Origin of the sequence: Pedobacter zeae (assembly GCF_014196715.1) — a bacterium.
Lineage (GTDB): Bacteria > Bacteroidota > Bacteroidia > Sphingobacteriales > Sphingobacteriaceae > Pedobacter > Pedobacter zeae.
This window is the reverse complement of record NZ_JACIEF010000001.1, coordinates 1,240,911-1,259,011: the sequence shown is the minus strand read 5'-3', so window position 1 is coordinate 1,259,011 and position 18,101 is coordinate 1,240,911. Positions and strand designations below refer to the sequence as shown.

Genomic DNA, 18,101 nt, shown 5'->3' with positions numbered 1-18,101 from the left:
GCGAACGCCCATTTATACATGCGAAAATTCTTACAACGTTTACTCAGTGCCTGGATCATTCGCATGTCGAATAAGTTTGGTTCAAGGCCTAACCGTAAACGCATCCATGCTGCTTTAAACAAACTTTACAAAACCATCAGTTCAAACCCGGGAAAACGCGGTCCTATTTTTGAAGTGACCGATACGGATAAATTCATTATTTTTTCCGATCAGCACAAGGGTGCCCGCGATTATGCCGATGATTTTGCCCTGGCCGAAAAGAATTACCTAAAGGCACTCGAATATTACCACCTGCAGGATTTTCATTATATAAATTTGGGTGATAGTGAGGAACTTTGGGAGAATTTACTCGAATCGGTAATAAAGCACAATAAAGCGACATTCGAAGCAGAAAAAGCCTTTATCTCTAAAAAACATTTCACAAAGATATTCGGCAACCATGATTTATATTGGGATAACGATCCATTAGCCGGTTTTAACCTCAATAGAATTTATGGAACCAAAATCCCTATTTACGAAGGCTTAATCTTGAGAATGCCAATGGGAGGGAATAAATTTGATATTTTTTTAACCCACGGGCACCAGGGCGATTTACAGAGCGATGGAAACTGGTTTAGCAAGTGGTTTGTGAGTACCGTCTGGGCACCATTGCAATCATACCTCCAAATTAATCCCAATACACCAGCATACGATAACCAGCTTAAAACGGTCCACAATGCACTGATGTATGATTGGATAATGACCCAAAAAAATATCGCTTTAATTACCGGGCACACGCATCAACCCGTTTTTGCATCCTTAACCCATTTGGAACGGATTTATATCAAGCTAAATAAAGCCAAAGATGAAAAAAATGCCGACGATGTTGCTTTTTATAATGCAGAGTTAACTAAACGGATAAAAGCAGGAGATAAAGCACCAATTTTCGGCAAATACAAGCCAGGCTACTTTAATAGCGGATGCTGTTGTTTTAGTGATGGCGATATAACCGGTATCGAAATTGATAATGGTTTCATCAGACTGATCAAATGGTCTTACCATAGAAACGCCATACCAGAAAGGGTTTTACTCGAAGAAATGAAACTCAGTGAGTTGCCTGATTTAAACCTATTTTTTGGGTAAGGTTACGTAAAACGTTGTGCCTAAATCTTTTCCGGCGCTTTCTGCCCATAATTTTCCTTTATGGATATCGACAAGCGCATTTGCAGTAATCAGCCCTAATCCGTAGCTGTTTTCCCGGTTTGTGCTGAACGAACTCAGCTGTGCGAACTTCATAAAAACCTTGCTTAAATCTTCTTCAGTTAAGCCTACGCCATTGTCTTTTACCAAAATCGTTACCTCATCATCAGCCACCCGGTGGGTGAGGATGATCTCACTTCCCATTGGCGAAAATTTGATCGCGTTATCGATTAACTGACTAAAAATAACAGCGATTTTACCGGGATCAGCAAAAATTTCGATGGTTTCCGGAATGTTAATTAAAACAGTCTGATTTTTGCCTTCGAGCGATAACTCAAATCCTTTTTTTACCTGTTCAAGTAGCTGTTTTAAATCCACCTTATCTTTATCCGGTTTAAATGAAGTAGCTTCTTTCCGTGCAGCGCTTAAAATCCCATTCAGCTTATCGATCATTTTTTTCGATTGCGCATTAATCTTACCGGCAATTATAGCAGCCTTATCATTTATTCCAGGTATGCTGCCCAACAGTTCAGATTGAAGGGAAATGGTGGTCATTGGGTTTTTCAGATCATGAACAAGCACGTGTAAACGATCATCGTAAGCCCTTAAAGTTCTTCGGATTGCCATTCTGAATGCTAACTTTTCCATTACCATATAGGCTAAATGCTGCAACATTCTTAACTGTTGCTCGCTGGCCAATTTAAAGGTAGTATCTGCAACATACACCACACCAATATGGTAACCATCAGGCGAAACCAATGGCATTGAAGCAAAAAAAACAAACCTATCACTGTTTAAATTCTGAACAATTTCGGAAGCAGCTCCGCCAATCTCCGATTTCACGAAAAAATCTCCATCGCCCTGGAAACAAATGCCTGCATAGGGCACCTGAAATATTTCGGCAGCCAATTGTGTAATCTGATCAAAAGCACTTTCAGCCGGTGTGTTTAATATCTCATAATCTCTCAGTTTTTCTAAACGCAAGGTTTCTTCTGAAGAAATATCATGTTCTGCTTTCTCGTACTGCATTTATGCCACGGTTAATAAAGGATGAATGATTAAAGGTAAAAATTATGTGCAAATACTATAAACAATTAAGAAGTAAATTTCGTTACTATAAAGTTGACGGAATAGGGCGTGAAAGCGTTAAAATTATTATTAAAAACAGCTTAAGAATGAGATTATACATTGAACGTAAACCTGTTAAGGTTAACCCGGATACCAAAAGAGTCATTGCACGCTTTTTTTTTAACGGCGAGGAAAGAGCATTACAGGTAATTAAGAAAGTTTTGGAATTTTCAGATGACAAAGTGTTTTCCCTGATATCACCCATATTACAGGAATATTCTAAAAGGCACCGTAATATCACCAAAATATTAACCCGGCACTGTAAAAAATTAAAAAAACAATTTGTGGCCTTAGGCACCCAGTTTGAAGACATTGATGAATACACCCGGTTGCTGATTGGTGCTTACTTTACACACGAATATTCAATAGAATCTGCAGCCTTCTTTAATCCGAGTATTGTTGATGATCCGGACCAGACAGATTTAGTTGAAGGCGAAAAAAGGGTCATTATCAGTTTTAGGGCCGTGGGGGAAGGGCATATTTCTTCTATTGTTTTCCGGCGTGCTTTGATTGACAAAAACAATAATATCCAGGTTTTACCGGTTGGCAATTATGTGGATGAAGCTGAAGTTGTAAAAAATGCCATTTACGTTAAAAAACTGTTCCTGAAAAAAGCCGCTTATGCACAGATCGATCCTTCTGTTCTGGAAGAAATTGAATCAAAACTGGACGATAAATTTGAATACACCAGTTTAAGCAATATCATTAAAGACTCCAAAAGTTTACATAAAGAAGATCCATCGCGTTTAATCGAGTACGACAAGATACTTTGGCTATCAGACACTTACCATACCATAACTTTTTCGAAAGATACTGACATTTCCGACAGGGTAATTTTTCCGATTTCAGAATTTGAGCGTAAGGGGATCGAAGACGCACGTTTTGTAAAATTTACTAAAGATGATGGAAAAGTACTGTACTACGCCACCTATACCGCTTTCGATGGTTCTTTGATTATCCCCAAACTGGTACAAACTGAAGATTTTTATGAGTTTAAGGTAATTCCGCTCTATGGTGACGGCGCCCAAAATAAAAACCTGGCTTTATTTCCGAGAAAAATTAAAGGGAAATATGTAATGATGAGCCGGATAGATGGCTGGAACAATTACCTGATGTTTTCTGATAAAGTTAATGTTTGGGAAAATCCTGTTCTTTTAAAGCAACCCCGTTATGATTGGGAGCTGGTGCAGATCGGCAATTGTGGTTCTCCAATAGAAACAGAAAAAGGATGGATTGTGATTACACATGGCGTAGGACCTATGCGCAGATACTGCATAGGAGTAAGTTTACTGGATCTCGAAAACCCGAGTATAGAAATTGGCCATCTAAAAGAACCATTAATTATTCCTAATAACGATGAACGAGAGGGTTATGTACCCAATGTAGTATATTCCTGCGGATCAATCATTAGTAATGGCGAACTCATTATTCCATATGGTTTATCTGATTACAGCTCCTCGTTTGCTACGGTAAATTTAGAATTGCTGCTGACAAAATTGCTGGAGAATAACTAGCGGTTTAGCTTTATTGGAAGATTGCCCTGCGGAACCTGTTTCAGCATCGATGTTACAGATGCGGCAGCAAGACGCCATAAAAACATGATACCACGTCCTTTTACAGACTACCATTAACAGGTACCTGGGAAATGTGGTCATTGTAGGAAAGAACAACTAAGCCTCCCTATAGCAGGCAGGCTTAGTTGGCCTAAATTATCCTTCACCCTGACAATTCTATGTGTAGTGTTGCTGATGATAAGATAATTTAAATCTGGTCTAGCTTGATTTCTCTGCTTCCATTAAGGGAGAAGACAAGGTTTCATATTCTACCTCAGCAGCTTTCAAAACAGTCAGATGCGAGATAAAATAAGCCAATGTGCTTTCTGCACCTTGGTTTCTGTTTACGCTGTTAAACTGTAGTCCGTCTGCACAGCCATTGGTCTCGAAATCGTATAAAGGAATGTGAAGGCTATTTTCGCCTAAAAACCACTTATAGCTTATATGCATCAGATTCAGGTATTCATCATTCTTCGTAAGCTCAAAAGTTTTTGCATACAGTAAAACCATGGCCATCGTTTCTATGGCCTGTTGGTCATAAATCGGATTTTTACCATGCTTTTTCATCCAACCGGCATTTCCAACAGGATTCAGGTATCCGTTTTCAAAAGAAAAACCGCTTAAAAATTGAATACTTTCCATTGCAACCCGGTACGAATCCATGTTTCCGGTAGCATCATAATGATGAAGCAAAGCCAGCGGTAGAATTGCATTATCGTAGGTTAAAATATCTTCGAACCAATGCCAGTCGCCATCTTTATTTTCTTTATAGGAAGCCACCAGTGAATTGGCTAACATATTGATTTCATTAGTGATCAGTTCATCTCCGGGATGGGCACACAGGTAATACGACAAGCCGATAATAGTATTAGCCTTTCCCCGCAGATAATTTAACTTTTTGAAATGCTTTACAGAATGTGAAAACAATTCGCGGCCAAACTCACGGTAGGAGTTATTTGGGGCACTACAAACCAAATAACCCAATGCCCAGATGGTTCTGCCGAATGAGTCTTCAGATCCTACTTCATCCAAATATTGCCGGTTAAAACTCAAGAAATTCCTGAAATTTCCATCTTCTGTTTGCATATACTGGATAAAACTCAGGTACACCGGCATAAAAGCTAAAGCCCTTGGGTTTTTATCCTGTTCAACAGCCATTATAGCCATTATTAATGCCCTGGCATTATCATCAATGCAGTAGCCTTCCTTTAAATTTGGAATACCAAAACGGGCATGCTGTATAATTCCGGTGTCGTCAGTCAGCAAAGCGATGTGGCTTAAATTTAAAGCAGGCATTCCTTCTACATCAATAATCGGCGGGATGGTTCTCGCTGCTTTGGTTTCGGCTGATAATGCCTCATTTAATACATTCAGGTAGTTATTCCCGATAGCAGGCCAGCGAAGGTTTAATCCGTATTTGTAAGCATTTTGCTTCAGCTTCTGATATTTGTCGCTATCAGTTAACAGATCATTAACAATGGCTGCAAGTTTAGTATCATCTTTGAAATCGAATAATTTACCGCGGTTATCAGCCAAAAGCTCTTGGGCATGCCAATATGGGGTAGAAATTACTGCTGCACCTGCACCAATGGCATATGATAAAGTACCACTGGTTATTTGGGCTTCGTTTAAATATGGCGTAATGTACAGATAACAGGCCGTTAAATATTGGTGCAGTTCTTCTTCCGAAACAAATTTGTTAACGAAAGCAATATTTTTTTCTACACCTAAATCTTTTGCCAATGTTTTCAGGCTGTCGCGATATTCTTCACCATTGTGTTTTACCACGCCAGGATGGGTATTACCTAAAATTAAATATAAAACATCCGGATGTTCGGCTACAATGCCGGGCAAAGCTTTGATTACGGTCTCTAAACCTTTGTTTCTGCTGATCAGGCCAAATGTAAAAAGCACTTTTTTACCCCTGAATAATTCACTCTTTGCAATTTCATTATTTGCTATAGGCTCCAAATCAGGCACGCCATGCTCTATTAATTTAATAGATGACTGTGGAATTTGATATATGCTGCTTAAAAACATCACAGCCTTTTTGCTCATCACTATCAATTTAGCCGATTTAGATGCAATTTCCTTGATAATGGTTTGCTGCATAAAATTGGGTTCTTTCAACACGGTATGTAAAACGGTAATAAAAGGTTTTTTTAACCTGTTAATTAACGATAATAAAAACACACCGCTATTACCGCCATATATGCCAAATTCATGCTCAATAATACAAGTATCGATATCACTGCTATTAATAAAATCGGCAGCTTCGATGTAATCCTGTTGATTTTGCTGACGGATAACAAATTTTACTTCCTCAGGGTAATGATGTTCATTCACATCATCTGATTCGTTTAACGCAACCACAAAACTTTTCTGTGAATCATAAGTAGGGTTTAAGCTTAAAGCCTTAACTAAATTTTGATTAAAGGTAGCTAAACCACATTCGCGGGGAGGGTAGGTAGAAATGTAAGCTATTTTCATCTTTATTAATGTTTTCAATGGTAATGAAGCAATCATGATCTTTTATTTCCTTTTTCCCTGGAAAATCATAAACGTTTTACCTGTATTTATGTCAGATTGATAGTTAAATAACATTGTAAAATCTAAATAGTTTGTTATTTAATAGAATTACAATCAATAAACTCAAAACAATATGATTTAGGCACTTGTTAACCAGTAAATATTTAGCTATGAGGTCAATATGGAAGGGTTCTATCGGATTCGGTTTGGTAAACATCCCGGTTAAACTGTTTTCTGGTGTCCAGAACAGTGCACTCGATCTGGATATGCTTGATGAACGCGATCAGGCGAAGATCAAATTTTTGAGGGTGAATGAAAATACGCATAAAGAGGTACCCTATGATAAAATAGTTAAGGGATATTTTTTAAAAGACAGGTATGTTATTTTAGACAAGCACGATTTTGAAGAAGCGGCACCTGAAAAAACCAAAATTATTGAACTGGAGAATTTTGTTGATATCAAAGACATTAATCCTATTTACTACGAAACTTCTTATTATACAGAGCCAGAAAAGCAGGGCAAAAAAGCCTATTGTTTATTATTAAAAGCATTAGAGAAATCGGGTAAAGCTGGTGTGGCCAGGTTTGTTCTCCGGAATACGGAGAACCTTTGTGTCATTCATCCCATGGAAAATGTAATTGTAATTACAAAAATCAGGTTTGAACAGGAGATCAGGAGCTTATCAGAAATCAAAAAGGTTAATGATGTGACCATCACCAAAAAAGAAATGGATGTAGGATTGGCTTTGATTAAACAATACAGCTCAAAATTCGACCTGAGTGCATTTAAAGATGATTATAGTAACGAATTATTGAAGATTATTAAAGCAAAGGCCAAAGGAAAACGGGCAACCGTTAAAAAGATGAAACCACAAAAAGCCACAAGTGATGATCTGTATGATCAATTGATGAAGAGCTTAGGATCCAAGAAAGGAGCCTAAGCGCTATCAGGGCATAGGATTGATAAATAAGGTATGGTGTACCGCCTGGTAAATTGCAATTGATCTTTTTAACATTTTACGCCAAAAACAATGCAAAACTATTTAAAAGCGGCTTTTAACTGATCAGCGGCATAGGCCTGGGCAGCTTTCGCTTCGGGTACAAGCAGCGCCATACCGAAAAATTCATGTGTTACACCTTCGTAATTTTTAGTGTTAACTTTTACCCCGGCAGCTTTTAATTTATCAGCGAGCATAACCCCATCATCGTGTAGTGGATCTATTTCTGCAGTAATAATTGTTGTTGGTGGAAGGCCTTTTAAATTGGCGTTTACCAATGATATTTTTGGATCTTGGGCTTCGATCATCGTGTTTAAGTATTGTTCTGTAAACCAACCCATCATTAGTTTATTCAAGGGTTTGGCATTTTCATACCTTTTATAAGATTCAGTATTCGTATCTGCCTGGGCAATAGGATAAATCAAAACTTCGTGAACAGGGAGCATAATGTGTTTGTTTCTGGCCATAATAGATACATTTGCAGCTAAATTTCCGCCAGCACTTTCGCCAACCACAGCAATCTTAGCTGGATCTGCCTTTAACTCTACAGCATTTTTTACCGCCCATTCGTACGCCGTAAAAGCATCATTATGCGCAGTAGGAAATTTGTTTTCAGGTGCTAAGCGGTACGCTACAGAGACCACGATTGCACCAACCTGTTCAGCCAAAGCCTGTGCAGATGCATTATAAACATCTAAGTTTGCAATAACAAAACCGCCACCATGATAATACACAATGAGTGGATAAGGTCCGTTTCCATCTTTGGGGGTATAAATACGCAAATGGATTTTACCCTCATCAATATCCTTACCCACGGTATCGACTTTCGGTACCGGCACTACAATGTTATTCTGTTTGATTAAATCCCTTACAGCATCTGTTGGGGTATGATTCTTACGTGCCTCAATGGCAGTTAAAGTTTCTAAAGGTTTATCCTCGTAGCTACTTAATTTTTCTATTACGACCTGCATTTCAGGCTTGATTGTTTTTCCCCACTCCGGTGCAGGTCCCGCAGGTTTTAACCCTGCCACTACCATTGAATCAGTTGTCGTCGAATCGGTAGCAGCAGTGTTTTTTATTCCACCCGTACAGGCTGAAAGCAAAATGGCTACTAGAGAGACAGCAGCAGTAGATTTTAACGCATTGTTTTTCATGAGATTGTTTTTGTATACCTGTGGTTTATAACAAGATCAATAAGACAAGTGTTTTCTCGGTACATAAACTTTTCAAAATTTATTTAAATAACAAACTTCTTGACGAATTAATGTGTTTTTATCTAAACGAAAATAGTTATGCTAACAGAGATAACAGGATTACCGGACCATATTTTTGGTGTAAGGGCTACCGGCGAAGTAACAAGTGACGATATAAAGAGCGTTTTATTAACAGGTTTGAAAAGAACCGCCAAGCGGTTTAACGAAATCAGATACCTGCTCGTTTTAGAAACCGATGTTAAAAATTTCACGGCCGGCGCCTGGGTACAGGATGTTAAAGCGGGCCTACAAAATTTTAACAAATGGAAAAAAATTGCAGTAGTTAGTGCTGAAAAGGGAGTAGAGTGGTTTACTGATGTTTTTACGTTAGCTACACCTGGTAAATCAAAAGGTTTTAAGCCCAATGAAATAGAAGAGGCAAAGGCCTGGCTCAATACTGAAGATTAACAATAAAGAAGATGAAAAATTCTAAAACACCGGAAGAAAGTAGCAAGGCTACTGCACCGAAAAATGCTAAAGCTAAAGGTGCTGATGAGAAAGTAACATCAGCCAAAGACGCCAAGAAAGTAAATGTGAGCAAAGCCTCGTCGGTTAAACATAAAAAACCATAACATCATACTGTGATAAGGGCGATGGTTAGGTAACAGGAGAACTTCTGAAATATAATTTAATCACGACCGATATGAATTCACTCTAAGTCTTCTCCATAAGCCTTGATCAATGAAGACCTGTTTTTTTTATCCGGAATAAAGATAGAGGCAGTGTGTATGCTTTAGAAGATAGTGGATTCATTCCGTTTAAATATTTGTATTAAATCACCTATGCTGGATTTTCTTTTTTTTACTTGCTGATCAAAAAAAACAAAACTGACAGGAATAAAATACAGGTGCTGGTAAAAGAAAAAATCTATTTTCTCAGTAATGCATAAATCTTATCCATCAAGTCGTCGATGTTAAAAGGCTTAGACATAAAATCATCCGCCTCTATACCATCTAATGCATAGTTATGGGCATTATAACGGGCAGAAATCATTAAAACAGGAATGTGCTGTGTAGCCGCAGTATCTTTAAGTTCTTTTAAAAGTACCCTTCCATCGGTATCAGGCAGCATAATATCCATAATGATGATGTCGGGGTTGAATTCCTGAACATGGTTAATAAAATCGGCACCTTTGTTTAGTCCATCAACGTTAAAAGCTTCGCTTTCTAAAATAAGGGTGATAACATCTAGGATTGCATGGTTATCTTCAATAACCAAAATATTTTTCTTCGCCAAAGTTGCAGTGATTTTAAATTGAAGCAAATATATAATAAAAAACAATTTTCAAATCCGAATTCATTAAATTAGATACATTCTAAAAAAATAGGCTTAAAATTTGTTAATTCGTAGGCTTAAATAAGTTGCTATCACCCCCAATATGACTAAATTTTCTGTAGACCTAAACAATTGCGATAAAGAACCCATTCACATTCCCGGTAAAATTCAATCACACGGCTTTTTGGTGGCGGTTGATAAGAACAGTCTGTTAATTACCTATATTAGCGAAAATGCAGGTGTTTTTTTATCAGAACAGGCCAAAAAATTACTAAACAAAGAACTTTCGCTCTTAAATCATTTTATTAAACAACATGACGTAGCATTTAATATCGAAGACCTGCTTAAACTGGGTATTATCCGCAAAAGTTTTGATGCCATCAGCCCGCATCCTGTAGAAATTAATGGTCTTCCGTTTTATCTGATCATATCCCCATCAAAGAACGACTGGTTATTGGAATTTGAACCGGTAACGTTGCAATTTGACATCCAAAGTTCTATAGGTCGCTCTGCCTCATCCATGCTTCTAGGAAAAAGCGTTTCTGCTTTGTTAAAAGGTGCTGCGCAGGAAATAAAAAAACTAATCCAGTATGACCGGATCATGGTTTATAAATTTTTAGAGGACGGTCATGGTGAGGTTGTAGCAGAAGAAAAAGAAGCAGGTTTAGAATCTTTTTTCGGATTACATTATCCTGCATCCGATATTCCCAAACAAGCCAGGGCGCTATATAAATTAAATTTAACCAGATTAATTGCCGATGTAAACATTGCCGATTCGCCCATTCTTACGCTTAAAGAAAACGAAGCCCTCGATTTAACCAACGGTAGTTTGCGAGCAGTATCACCTATACACATTCAGTACCTTAAAAATATGGGAGTGTATTCGAGTTTTAGTATATCCTTAATCTCTCATGGCGAATTATGGGGCTTAATTGCCTGTCATAACTATAGCCCTAAGTTTATAGATTACAAAGCCAGGGAAGGTGCTAAGCTGATCGGACAGATCCTTTCCTCAGCACTGGAATACCGCCAGGAAGAAGAGGATTCAAAGGTTATTGAACAATTTAAAAGCACCGCAAATGTTCTTTTAGAGCATTTAAACCGTGATAAGTATTTAATTGAGGCCATAACGTCACACAAACGAACCATATTGGATGCAACCAAAGCCTCGGGAGTAGCCGTTATTTTTGAAAATGAGCTCAAAACTATTGGAAATGTACCCTCAGAAAAAGATATAAGGGAACTTTCGGAATGGTTGAAAACGAATACTGGCGAATCTTTATATTATACACATCAATTTCCGGAAATCTATTCTCCGGCAAAAAAATACAAATCAACCGCCTCCGGAATCCTTTGCTGTATGCTAAATAAGGAAATCGGCGAAATGATCATCTGGTTTAAACCCGAAATGATCACTACGGTAAATTGGGCAGGAAATCCTGAAAAACCCGTGGTTTCTGCTGAGAATGGCTTGCTGAACCTATCTCCACGTAAATCTTTCGAGATCTGGTCGCAGGTGGTGAATAATACTTCCGAAAAATGGCTGGCTGAAGAAATAACCTCCGTTTTAAGGATACGCGAAATTATTATTACCCATATCAATAAGAAAGCCAACGAAATCAGGCTGCTTAACGAAAAATTGCAGGTGGCCTACGAAGAATTAGATACCTTTAGCTATACCATTTCGCACGATTTAAGAACACCATTAACCTCAATAAAAACTTATGCAGAGCTGTTGCTTAAAAATAAGAATATTGATGAAAATGGCCAAAAAATGTTAAGCAGGATTTTAGTTGGAGCCGATAAGATGAATTTCTTAATCAAAGAGATCCTGAATTTAGCAAGAGTAGGCCGTTCTGAGATAATTTCTGAAACAGTTGATATGGAATCTTTGTTACAAGAAATAAAGGGTGAAGTGTGGTCGGCTTTCAAAGCAGATCAAACTGAATTGGTTTTAGGGAAACTCCTCAGCATCAAGGGAGATAAAACCCAAATAGCTCAGGTTTTCACTAACTTAATCGGTAATGCAGTAAAATATTCTGCCATGGTGGCTAAGCCTAAAGTAGAGGTGACTTCGTATATAGATGGAGGCGAAGTTATCTACACTGTTAAGGATAATGGAATAGGAATAGATAACCGTTACTATGACAGGGTTTTTGAGCTTTTTAAGCGCATGGACAATGTTAAGGAAATAGAAGGAACAGGAGTGGGGCTGGCTATTGTAAAAAGAATTGTTGAAAAACACAATGGCAGGGTTTGGTTTGAGAGTAAGTTAAATGTAGGTTCAACTTTTTTTGTAGCTTTTAAAAACAGATAAAATGAAAACACCGGATATATTTTACGTTGAAGATGATATAGATTATGCTTTTTTTATGCAAAGCGCCGTACAAGAGGTTAAGGACAACCTTAATTTAATTATAGTGGATGATGGGGCCGAAGCTTTACAAAAGCTTCTGGATTTTGCAGAAAGTAAAACCAAGCCTAAATTAATATTGCTTGATCTGAACTTGCCTGGCCTATCAGGATTAGATCTTTTGAAATTTATACGCGAGATCCCTTACCTTAAAACGGTACCGGTAATTTTGTTCTCAACATCAGATAATCCTGAAGATGTTAAAGCCTCAATAGAGTTTGGTGCCAACGCTTACCTTACCAAACCCGATGGTTACGAAAACCTCCTTAAGTGCGTACATTCTGTACACGATTTTTGGTTTAACCAGCATTTAAGATTAAATTAGGATTTATAAAACATTTATGGCGAGATTCGGGTATTAAACCCGGATCTTTTCTTTTTTAAGGTCGTTTAAAAAAATAACACACTATATGATTGCCAATTTATTGAGAACGGAAACTGCAGAACGCCATAAAACGCTTGAATCGCTGATGTTTGTACATGAAATTATGAACAATTCATTAAGCATCGATCAGTACAAAAAATTGTTGACCGTTAATTATATTATCCATCAAAAGTTAGAAAATACTTTAGCCAACATGCTCGATGCCGATACTGCAGCAGCCCTGGAGATGAACCGTAGGTTAAAGCTTTCTGCATTAGAAAAAGACTTGAATTATTGGGGTATCGATAATTTAACCTTACCCGGTTTAGACTTCGAGCTTTATCTCCCCAAAAAAAATACAGCAGAAGTTTTAGGCGCTTTATACGTACTTGAGGGTGCCACTTTGGGCGGAAATGTAATTAAAAAGCATATTTTGGCTAATCCAAACTTTAAAGACCAGGAGGGCGGATTAAATTATTACGGCGTTTATGGCGATGAGTTGAGTACAAGATGGAAAAAATTTGTTTCTATATTGAACGAACGTGTTGAAGAGGCTGATTACAAGCACTGTATAAACAGCGCCAATCAAACCTTCAATAACCTCATCAACTTATCAAGGCAACTCTCTTAGTCTTGCTGATTTTGATCTCCCGAATCCAAAAAATGGGCCTGCAATAGTTTCAGGGCATTTTTTTGATTGTGAAAATGTGCAAAACTTATTTCAAATAAATATTTGCTTTCTGTTGTTAATTCAAGGTAAATATGTATTATTGAAAAAATAATTTTTTAAACCTTAAAAACATCAATTAGCGATGGAAAAATTCTCAAAAGTTAAAGCTGCTGTTGCTGCTATTGAAGCAGATGTAGAAAAATTTTATAATGCTGGCAATGCAGCTGCTGGTACACGTGTGCGTAAAGCAATGCAAGATCTTAAAGTTTTAGCACAAGAAATCCGTGCAGAAGTAACTGAAAAGAAAAACTCTGGAAAATAATATTTCGCGAGTAGAAACAAAAAGGGTTCTGGTATGCCAGAACCCTTTTTGCATTATAAGGGAGACTTACGAGGTCTAAAAAGTTATGGTAAACCAGAACACCTAAGTCTTTAAGAAAGTCTCTATAAAAAGATAAAGCTCCCCATCGCGGAGAGCATCTATCCAACTAACAAAACATATTTTTAATGGGTGTAAGGCTTAACTTACATTATCCTTTTTTAACCAATTTATATTCGATAACCGGTTTACCACGTGTACCGCCATCGTTAGAAATGAAGCTGTTGAATTTAAGCTTGTAGATATTACCGGATGCATCTTTAATCAGGAAGAAAGTATCTGCTTTTACGCCTATAGGAGTAGTAACACCATTTGTGGTAACAGGTTGTGTTAGCCTCCAATTTGAACCGATTACATTCCGTGCAGAAGAAAAGGTAATGGCAGGTAGATCTGCTTCAGCGAATGCCGCATAAGATTTTGTACTGGTAGAAACTGCAGCTGCGCTAACACCGGCAAGCTTATTAATGAATACCAGGTCAGAAAAATTGTAAGGAACAAGATCGCTGCCAAAAGTTGTCTGATAAACAGAATAGGTCCATACCAGATCCCAATTTGCTTTTTCTGGTTCCACATTTACTACAGCACCATTATTAAGGGATACAAATTTAAAGTTAAAGTTGCCGTCTTTTGGAATATCAACAGTTGTAAAATTGGTTGTTTCTTTGATCTTTCCGTATTGCAAACTATATCCACCGGAAGCATTTCTGGTTACTTTAAGTTTGATCCACGATTTCGCTGCAATACCCCCTCCGGTACCACGGTTTAAAATAATTACTTTATTTTCTGCAGCCGTGGCTGAAACTGCCGGAATTACAGTATTAGAAAGATTACCATCAATTGCATCAAAGAAAGCAAAATGGGCAGGTAATGGATTTGCCTGGCTAACAGCAAGGGTTAATCCTAATGTGTCTGCTTCGCCAACCGTTGCAAGACTGGCATTTGCAGTAGTAATTACTTTTGCACCGGCACTGGTGGTATTGTTCAAAATAACCCTGAAATCAGCTCCGCAGTAAAAGCCTAAATCCCACGCTGCCCTTGCAACAGCTGTTTGTTTATCTGTACTAAAATCAACAAAAACACTGTTTCCAGCTGCACTTCCGGTTTCTGCACCAATTAATCCATTAAGCGTTAATGTGCTGCCATCTGATGGCGGAACCACCACAACAGGTTCTTCCGTATCTTTTTTACAGGCTGTAAAAGTTGCTGCTATGAGAGCAATAGCGATCATTGAGTTAAATTTGTTCATGTTTATGGTATTTATGTTGTTTAAATATTAGCGTTTATCCCAGTTGTAAATCAGGCCAAGTACGTAAGAGCGTCCGTAGCTATAAGGTACTGCCGCACCACCAGTGCTATGTGCACCCCCTGAAGCTGTTGAGCTATTGGTTAATTGTGTTACGTTAAACAGGTTTTTAACTCCTGCATTAATCGTTAAATAGCGGAACAGGTTTTTATTCAGCATTAAATCTGCCGTATGGAAATCGCCAACCCTCACCAATGTGGCCGTATTGTTGCTGGCCAACTGGTAGCTCGGTAAACTGCCGGTGTATTTATAAAACAGGCTGATGCTTCCATTAAGCCTGGTAAAAGCGTAGGTGATGTTCGAGTTTACCTCAGTAGCCCACGCAAATTCAGGCGTTTGCAGGTTCTCGTTTTCGCTTAAATCGTTATATCTCCCAATGTACGATACCCCAAGTGTAGCCTGAAGGTTTTTAAAAATCAGTGTATTTTCCAGGGTACCTCCGGTTGTTTTGTATTTGGAGATATTAATCAGCGTAGTAATGCTTGGGTTTGCCGGATCGAAACCAAATTCGATCCGGTTTTTAAACTCATTGTAAAATCCGGATAAGGTAGAACGGAACCGGAAATCCCTGACCTGCGCACCCGCCAAGGCCAATGAGCCATTAAAACTGTTCGATTCTTCTGCTTTTAGATTAGGATTGCCTAAAATATTATGACTGGCATCTACAAAATCATAATACAGTTCCCTTAATGCCGGAGAACGGAAACCCCTGGCATAAGCCAAACGCAGATCCAGGTTTTTGGTCAGTACAAATTTGGTATTCAACGACGGGATTACAGGGGGGGCATCATAAATGGAGTTTTTGATAAACCTTAACCCCGGTCGGATATTGATGCCATCAGTCAGCTTAAGTTCGGATGAGATAAAAGCTGCATAATCGTTGATTACAGGCGAACCGTTTATTCTTTGGCCGCTGGCGGCATCACGGTTAAATTCGAAACCAGGCTGAAAGGATACTGATTTATTGAGGGTATAAACTGCATTTGCCCTAAAAATGGCAGAATTGAACTTCGCGATATCCTGTTCGCCGGCGCCGGTTGATAATTCTTGGGTATTATTGCTGAAATCGTGGATTACTGTTTTTGTTGCCCGGTCTAGATTGGTGAAGCCGGCAATGGCCGATAAATGCAGGTTGTTACTGATTTTATATTCTGATTGAAGCTGCTGTGTATACCGGTGGGTGGTATAGGTTTGCAACAAACCTTTGTAGGTATTCGGGTTTAAACCATACCGTACATCGATATCTTCTTTTAATCCGTCCAAACGGTACCAGATATTGAAATGATCATTGTGGTAACCGATTTTAGTATTGCCCAGGTATTGCGATTTTGGTTTCCAGCGGTTGGGTACGGCACTCACTTCAGCTAGGGTAGCTGTTTTCGAAGCCAGGTTCCAGCCACCGAAATCATTATGCGTAAAACCGGCAAGTACGGTCCAGTTGTCGTTTTTCCAATTGGCACTGATATTACGGGTATGGTTACCCTTGCCTGATAACGCTTCGTATTCGTTACCCGCCGTTTCTTCCTGTACTCTTGCTGATAAGCTTAGCAGCGATTTTCCATTACCTCTTTTGGTAATGATATTGATTACACCCGCTAAGGCATCGGTACCATATACTACCGACATGGGTCCTTCAACAATTTCAATCCGGTCGATGGTATTGATATCGATCTGGTTTAAACTTTCTCTCGCATCCGAACGGTCTACCATTGGCACACCATCAAGCAAAATTTTGATGTTTCTGCCCGTCATTCCCATTAAGGATACGTCTGTGGTACCCAAAGTTAAATCGTTGCTGAAGCGGAAGCCCAGTTCCGTATTCAAAACCTGCTGCACATTGGTGGCCGCCCTTAATTTTATGCGTTCAGCACTAATCGTTCTGATGTTGTAAACGGAGTTTCTTAGCGTTTGCGGTCCGTACTGACCCGTAACCACCACATCTTTTAAATCATTTGCCTTAATGGTGTCAATTTTAATTTCCTGAGCCACAGCAACCAATCCACAAACCGATAAAGCAATTGATAAATATATTTTCATTTATTTAGACTAATTATAAATAATTATGCAAATTTGTGCATAAACATTAAAAACAGATAACGTTCAACGGATAATTAATACCGTGAAACGGATTAATCAATATGGAATTTAAATGCGCTGCCGGTGGAAAGCTGATTTCACGGAATACCTTTCCCCATCATATCGAGAGCAATCATGCTGTTGATGAAACAGTTATGCAATGGAAAAGTGAAACCGTTCGGTTACAGCTGGAAGAAAAATGGTTTAAGGGAGTTCATATGGTGTTAATCGAGGTTAATCCTGTATGCCCGGAAACCTTTTTACTGGAGTATTCGCAACCAAACACCGGATTTCTATTCTGCTTAAGCGGGTCCATCGAATATCGCTATGAAAATCAGGATTATTCCGTACTGCAGAGGAGTGAGCAGGATCTTAATTTGGGCAGCGTTCAGTCACTGGAACTCAGGGTAAGTGAATCTTCTCGGTTATTGTATGTACAACTTAGCGAAACTTATTTTAACCAGATTGCGGGTACCGGAATCGTCAGGCTACCTTATACAATACAATCGATCAAACCGGAAACCCTTCAGGTATTGCAGCAAATCATTAACGATAAACACGAGGGTAGGGCAAAGTGCCTGTTTTTGGAGGCTAAAATATTTGAGCTCATTATTGTATACCTCAACCAGCACAGGGAAAAGCAGAACGTTACTTTTAAGCAGGATGATATCAATAAGATTATACTGGCGAAACAATTGGTAGAACACAACCTGCAAAAGCCAAATTCCCTGATCGAACTTTCGCGTAAAGTTGGTATTAACGATTATAAACTCAAAAAAGGCTTTAAAGAATTAACAGGCTATACAGTATTTGGTTACCTCTATAAGATGAGGATGGAAAAGGCACACTATTTTCTCTCGAAAGAAAAAAAGAGTGTAAACGAAGTTTCCTTTTTAGTAGGGTATAAAAATGCACAGCACTTTATTGCCGCCTTTAAAAGGAAGTACCACATTTTACCTGGCAGTTTAAATAAAAACTAAA

At 38.4% G+C, this 18,101-nt stretch carries 16 protein-coding genes; 10 read left to right on the top strand and 6 right to left on the bottom strand.

Going from position 1 to position 18,101, the window contains the following annotated elements; translation table 11 throughout:
- Positions 1 to 18 precede the first annotated feature (18 nt).
- The gene (locus GGQ60_RS05295) at positions 19 to 1,122 is read left to right on the top strand and encodes a metallophosphoesterase (protein ID WP_183760576.1); all 1,104 of its coding nucleotides are present in this window, start codon (positions 19 to 21) and stop codon (positions 1,120 to 1,122) included.
- Here the strand turns inward: GGQ60_RS05295 and GGQ60_RS05290 are convergent.
- Complete coding sequence (locus tag GGQ60_RS05290) at positions 1,108 to 2,208, bottom strand: sensor histidine kinase (RefSeq protein ID WP_183760574.1); 1,101 nt, start codon at positions 2,206 to 2,208, stop codon at positions 1,108 to 1,110. The genes GGQ60_RS05295 and GGQ60_RS05290 overlap by 15 nt on opposite strands.
- A gap of 146 nt (positions 2,209 to 2,354) precedes the next feature.
- On the opposite strand from GGQ60_RS05290, the gene GGQ60_RS05285 reads away from it, so the two are divergent.
- Positions 2,355 to 3,821, top strand: coding sequence for a glycoside hydrolase family 130 protein (locus GGQ60_RS05285; RefSeq protein ID WP_183760572.1), 1,467 nt, complete (start codon positions 2,355 to 2,357; stop codon positions 3,819 to 3,821).
- Positions 3,822 to 4,079: 258 nt separating this feature from the next.
- Here the strand turns inward: GGQ60_RS05285 and GGQ60_RS05280 are convergent, their stop codons facing one another.
- Positions 4,080 to 6,350 carry a glycosyltransferase family 4 protein gene (locus GGQ60_RS05280; RefSeq protein WP_183760570.1) on the bottom strand — a complete coding sequence of 757 codons (2,271 nt, stop codon included), beginning with the start codon at positions 6,348 to 6,350 and terminating at the stop codon, positions 4,080 to 4,082.
- Positions 6,351 to 6,559: 209 nt separating this feature from the next.
- Between GGQ60_RS05280 and ku the strand changes: the two genes are divergently transcribed.
- Positions 6,560 to 7,330: a non-homologous end joining protein Ku gene (ku, locus tag GGQ60_RS05275; protein ID WP_183760568.1), complete on the top strand. Its 771-nt coding sequence runs from the start codon at positions 6,560 to 6,562 to the stop codon at positions 7,328 to 7,330.
- Between the two features lie 98 nt (positions 7,331 to 7,428).
- Here the strand turns inward: ku and GGQ60_RS05270 are convergent, their stop codons facing one another.
- Entirely contained in the window at positions 7,429 to 8,541 is a 1,113-nt protein-coding gene (locus GGQ60_RS05270) for an alpha/beta hydrolase (RefSeq protein WP_183760566.1), read from the bottom strand.
- Between the two features lie 138 nt (positions 8,542 to 8,679).
- Between GGQ60_RS05270 and GGQ60_RS05265 the strand changes: the two genes are divergently transcribed.
- Both GGQ60_RS05265 and GGQ60_RS05260 read left to right on the top strand, forming a co-directional pair.
- The gene (locus GGQ60_RS05265; RefSeq protein WP_183760564.1) at positions 8,680 to 9,048 is read left to right on the top strand and encodes a SpoIIAA family protein; all 369 of its coding nucleotides are present in this window, start codon (positions 8,680 to 8,682) and stop codon (positions 9,046 to 9,048) included.
- An 11-nt stretch (positions 9,049 to 9,059) separates the two neighbouring features.
- Complete coding sequence (locus tag GGQ60_RS05260) at positions 9,060 to 9,212, top strand: hypothetical protein (protein ID WP_183760562.1); 153 nt, start codon at positions 9,060 to 9,062, stop codon at positions 9,210 to 9,212.
- Between the two features lie 295 nt (positions 9,213 to 9,507).
- Here GGQ60_RS05260 and GGQ60_RS05255 read toward each other — a convergent pair whose 3' ends face one another.
- Positions 9,508 to 9,876: a response regulator transcription factor gene (locus tag GGQ60_RS05255; RefSeq protein ID WP_183760560.1), complete on the bottom strand. Its 369-nt coding sequence runs from the start codon at positions 9,874 to 9,876 to the stop codon at positions 9,508 to 9,510.
- A gap of 142 nt (positions 9,877 to 10,018) precedes the next feature.
- On the opposite strand from GGQ60_RS05255, the gene GGQ60_RS05250 reads away from it, so the two are divergent.
- The 4 genes from GGQ60_RS05250 to GGQ60_RS05235 all read left to right on the top strand — a co-directional run bounded on the left by GGQ60_RS05250 (position 10,019) and on the right by GGQ60_RS05235 (position 13,684).
- Positions 10,019 to 12,232, top strand: coding sequence for an ATP-binding protein (locus tag GGQ60_RS05250; protein ID WP_183760558.1), 2,214 nt, complete (start codon positions 10,019 to 10,021; stop codon positions 12,230 to 12,232).
- A 1-nt stretch (position 12,233) separates the two neighbouring features.
- Positions 12,234 to 12,653, top strand: a complete 420-nt coding sequence (locus GGQ60_RS05245) for a response regulator (RefSeq protein ID WP_183760556.1) — start codon at positions 12,234 to 12,236, stop codon at positions 12,651 to 12,653.
- An 85-nt stretch (positions 12,654 to 12,738) separates the two neighbouring features.
- A complete protein-coding gene (locus GGQ60_RS05240) occupies positions 12,739 to 13,323 on the top strand; it encodes a biliverdin-producing heme oxygenase (RefSeq protein WP_183760554.1) in 585 nt (194 codons plus the stop codon).
- Between the two features lie 181 nt (positions 13,324 to 13,504).
- Positions 13,505 to 13,684: a BF3379 family histone-like protein gene (locus GGQ60_RS05235; protein WP_056096518.1), complete on the top strand. Its 180-nt coding sequence runs from the start codon at positions 13,505 to 13,507 to the stop codon at positions 13,682 to 13,684.
- Positions 13,685 to 13,892: 208 nt separating this feature from the next.
- Here GGQ60_RS05235 and GGQ60_RS05230 read toward each other — a convergent pair whose 3' ends face one another.
- Both GGQ60_RS05230 and GGQ60_RS05225 read right to left on the bottom strand, forming a co-directional pair.
- Positions 13,893 to 14,987, bottom strand: a complete 1,095-nt coding sequence (locus GGQ60_RS05230) for an HmuY family protein (RefSeq protein WP_183760552.1) — start codon at positions 14,985 to 14,987, stop codon at positions 13,893 to 13,895.
- Positions 14,988 to 15,014: 27 nt separating this feature from the next.
- Positions 15,015 to 17,081 carry a TonB-dependent receptor plug domain-containing protein gene (locus GGQ60_RS05225; RefSeq protein WP_183760550.1) on the bottom strand — a complete coding sequence of 689 codons (2,067 nt, stop codon included), beginning with the start codon at positions 17,079 to 17,081 and terminating at the stop codon, positions 15,015 to 15,017.
- Between the two features lie 101 nt (positions 17,082 to 17,182).
- On the opposite strand from GGQ60_RS05225, the gene GGQ60_RS05220 reads away from it, so the two are divergent.
- Complete coding sequence (locus GGQ60_RS05220; protein ID WP_183760548.1) at positions 17,183 to 18,100, top strand: helix-turn-helix transcriptional regulator; 918 nt, start codon at positions 17,183 to 17,185, stop codon at positions 18,098 to 18,100.
- Position 18,101 lies beyond the last annotated feature (1 nt).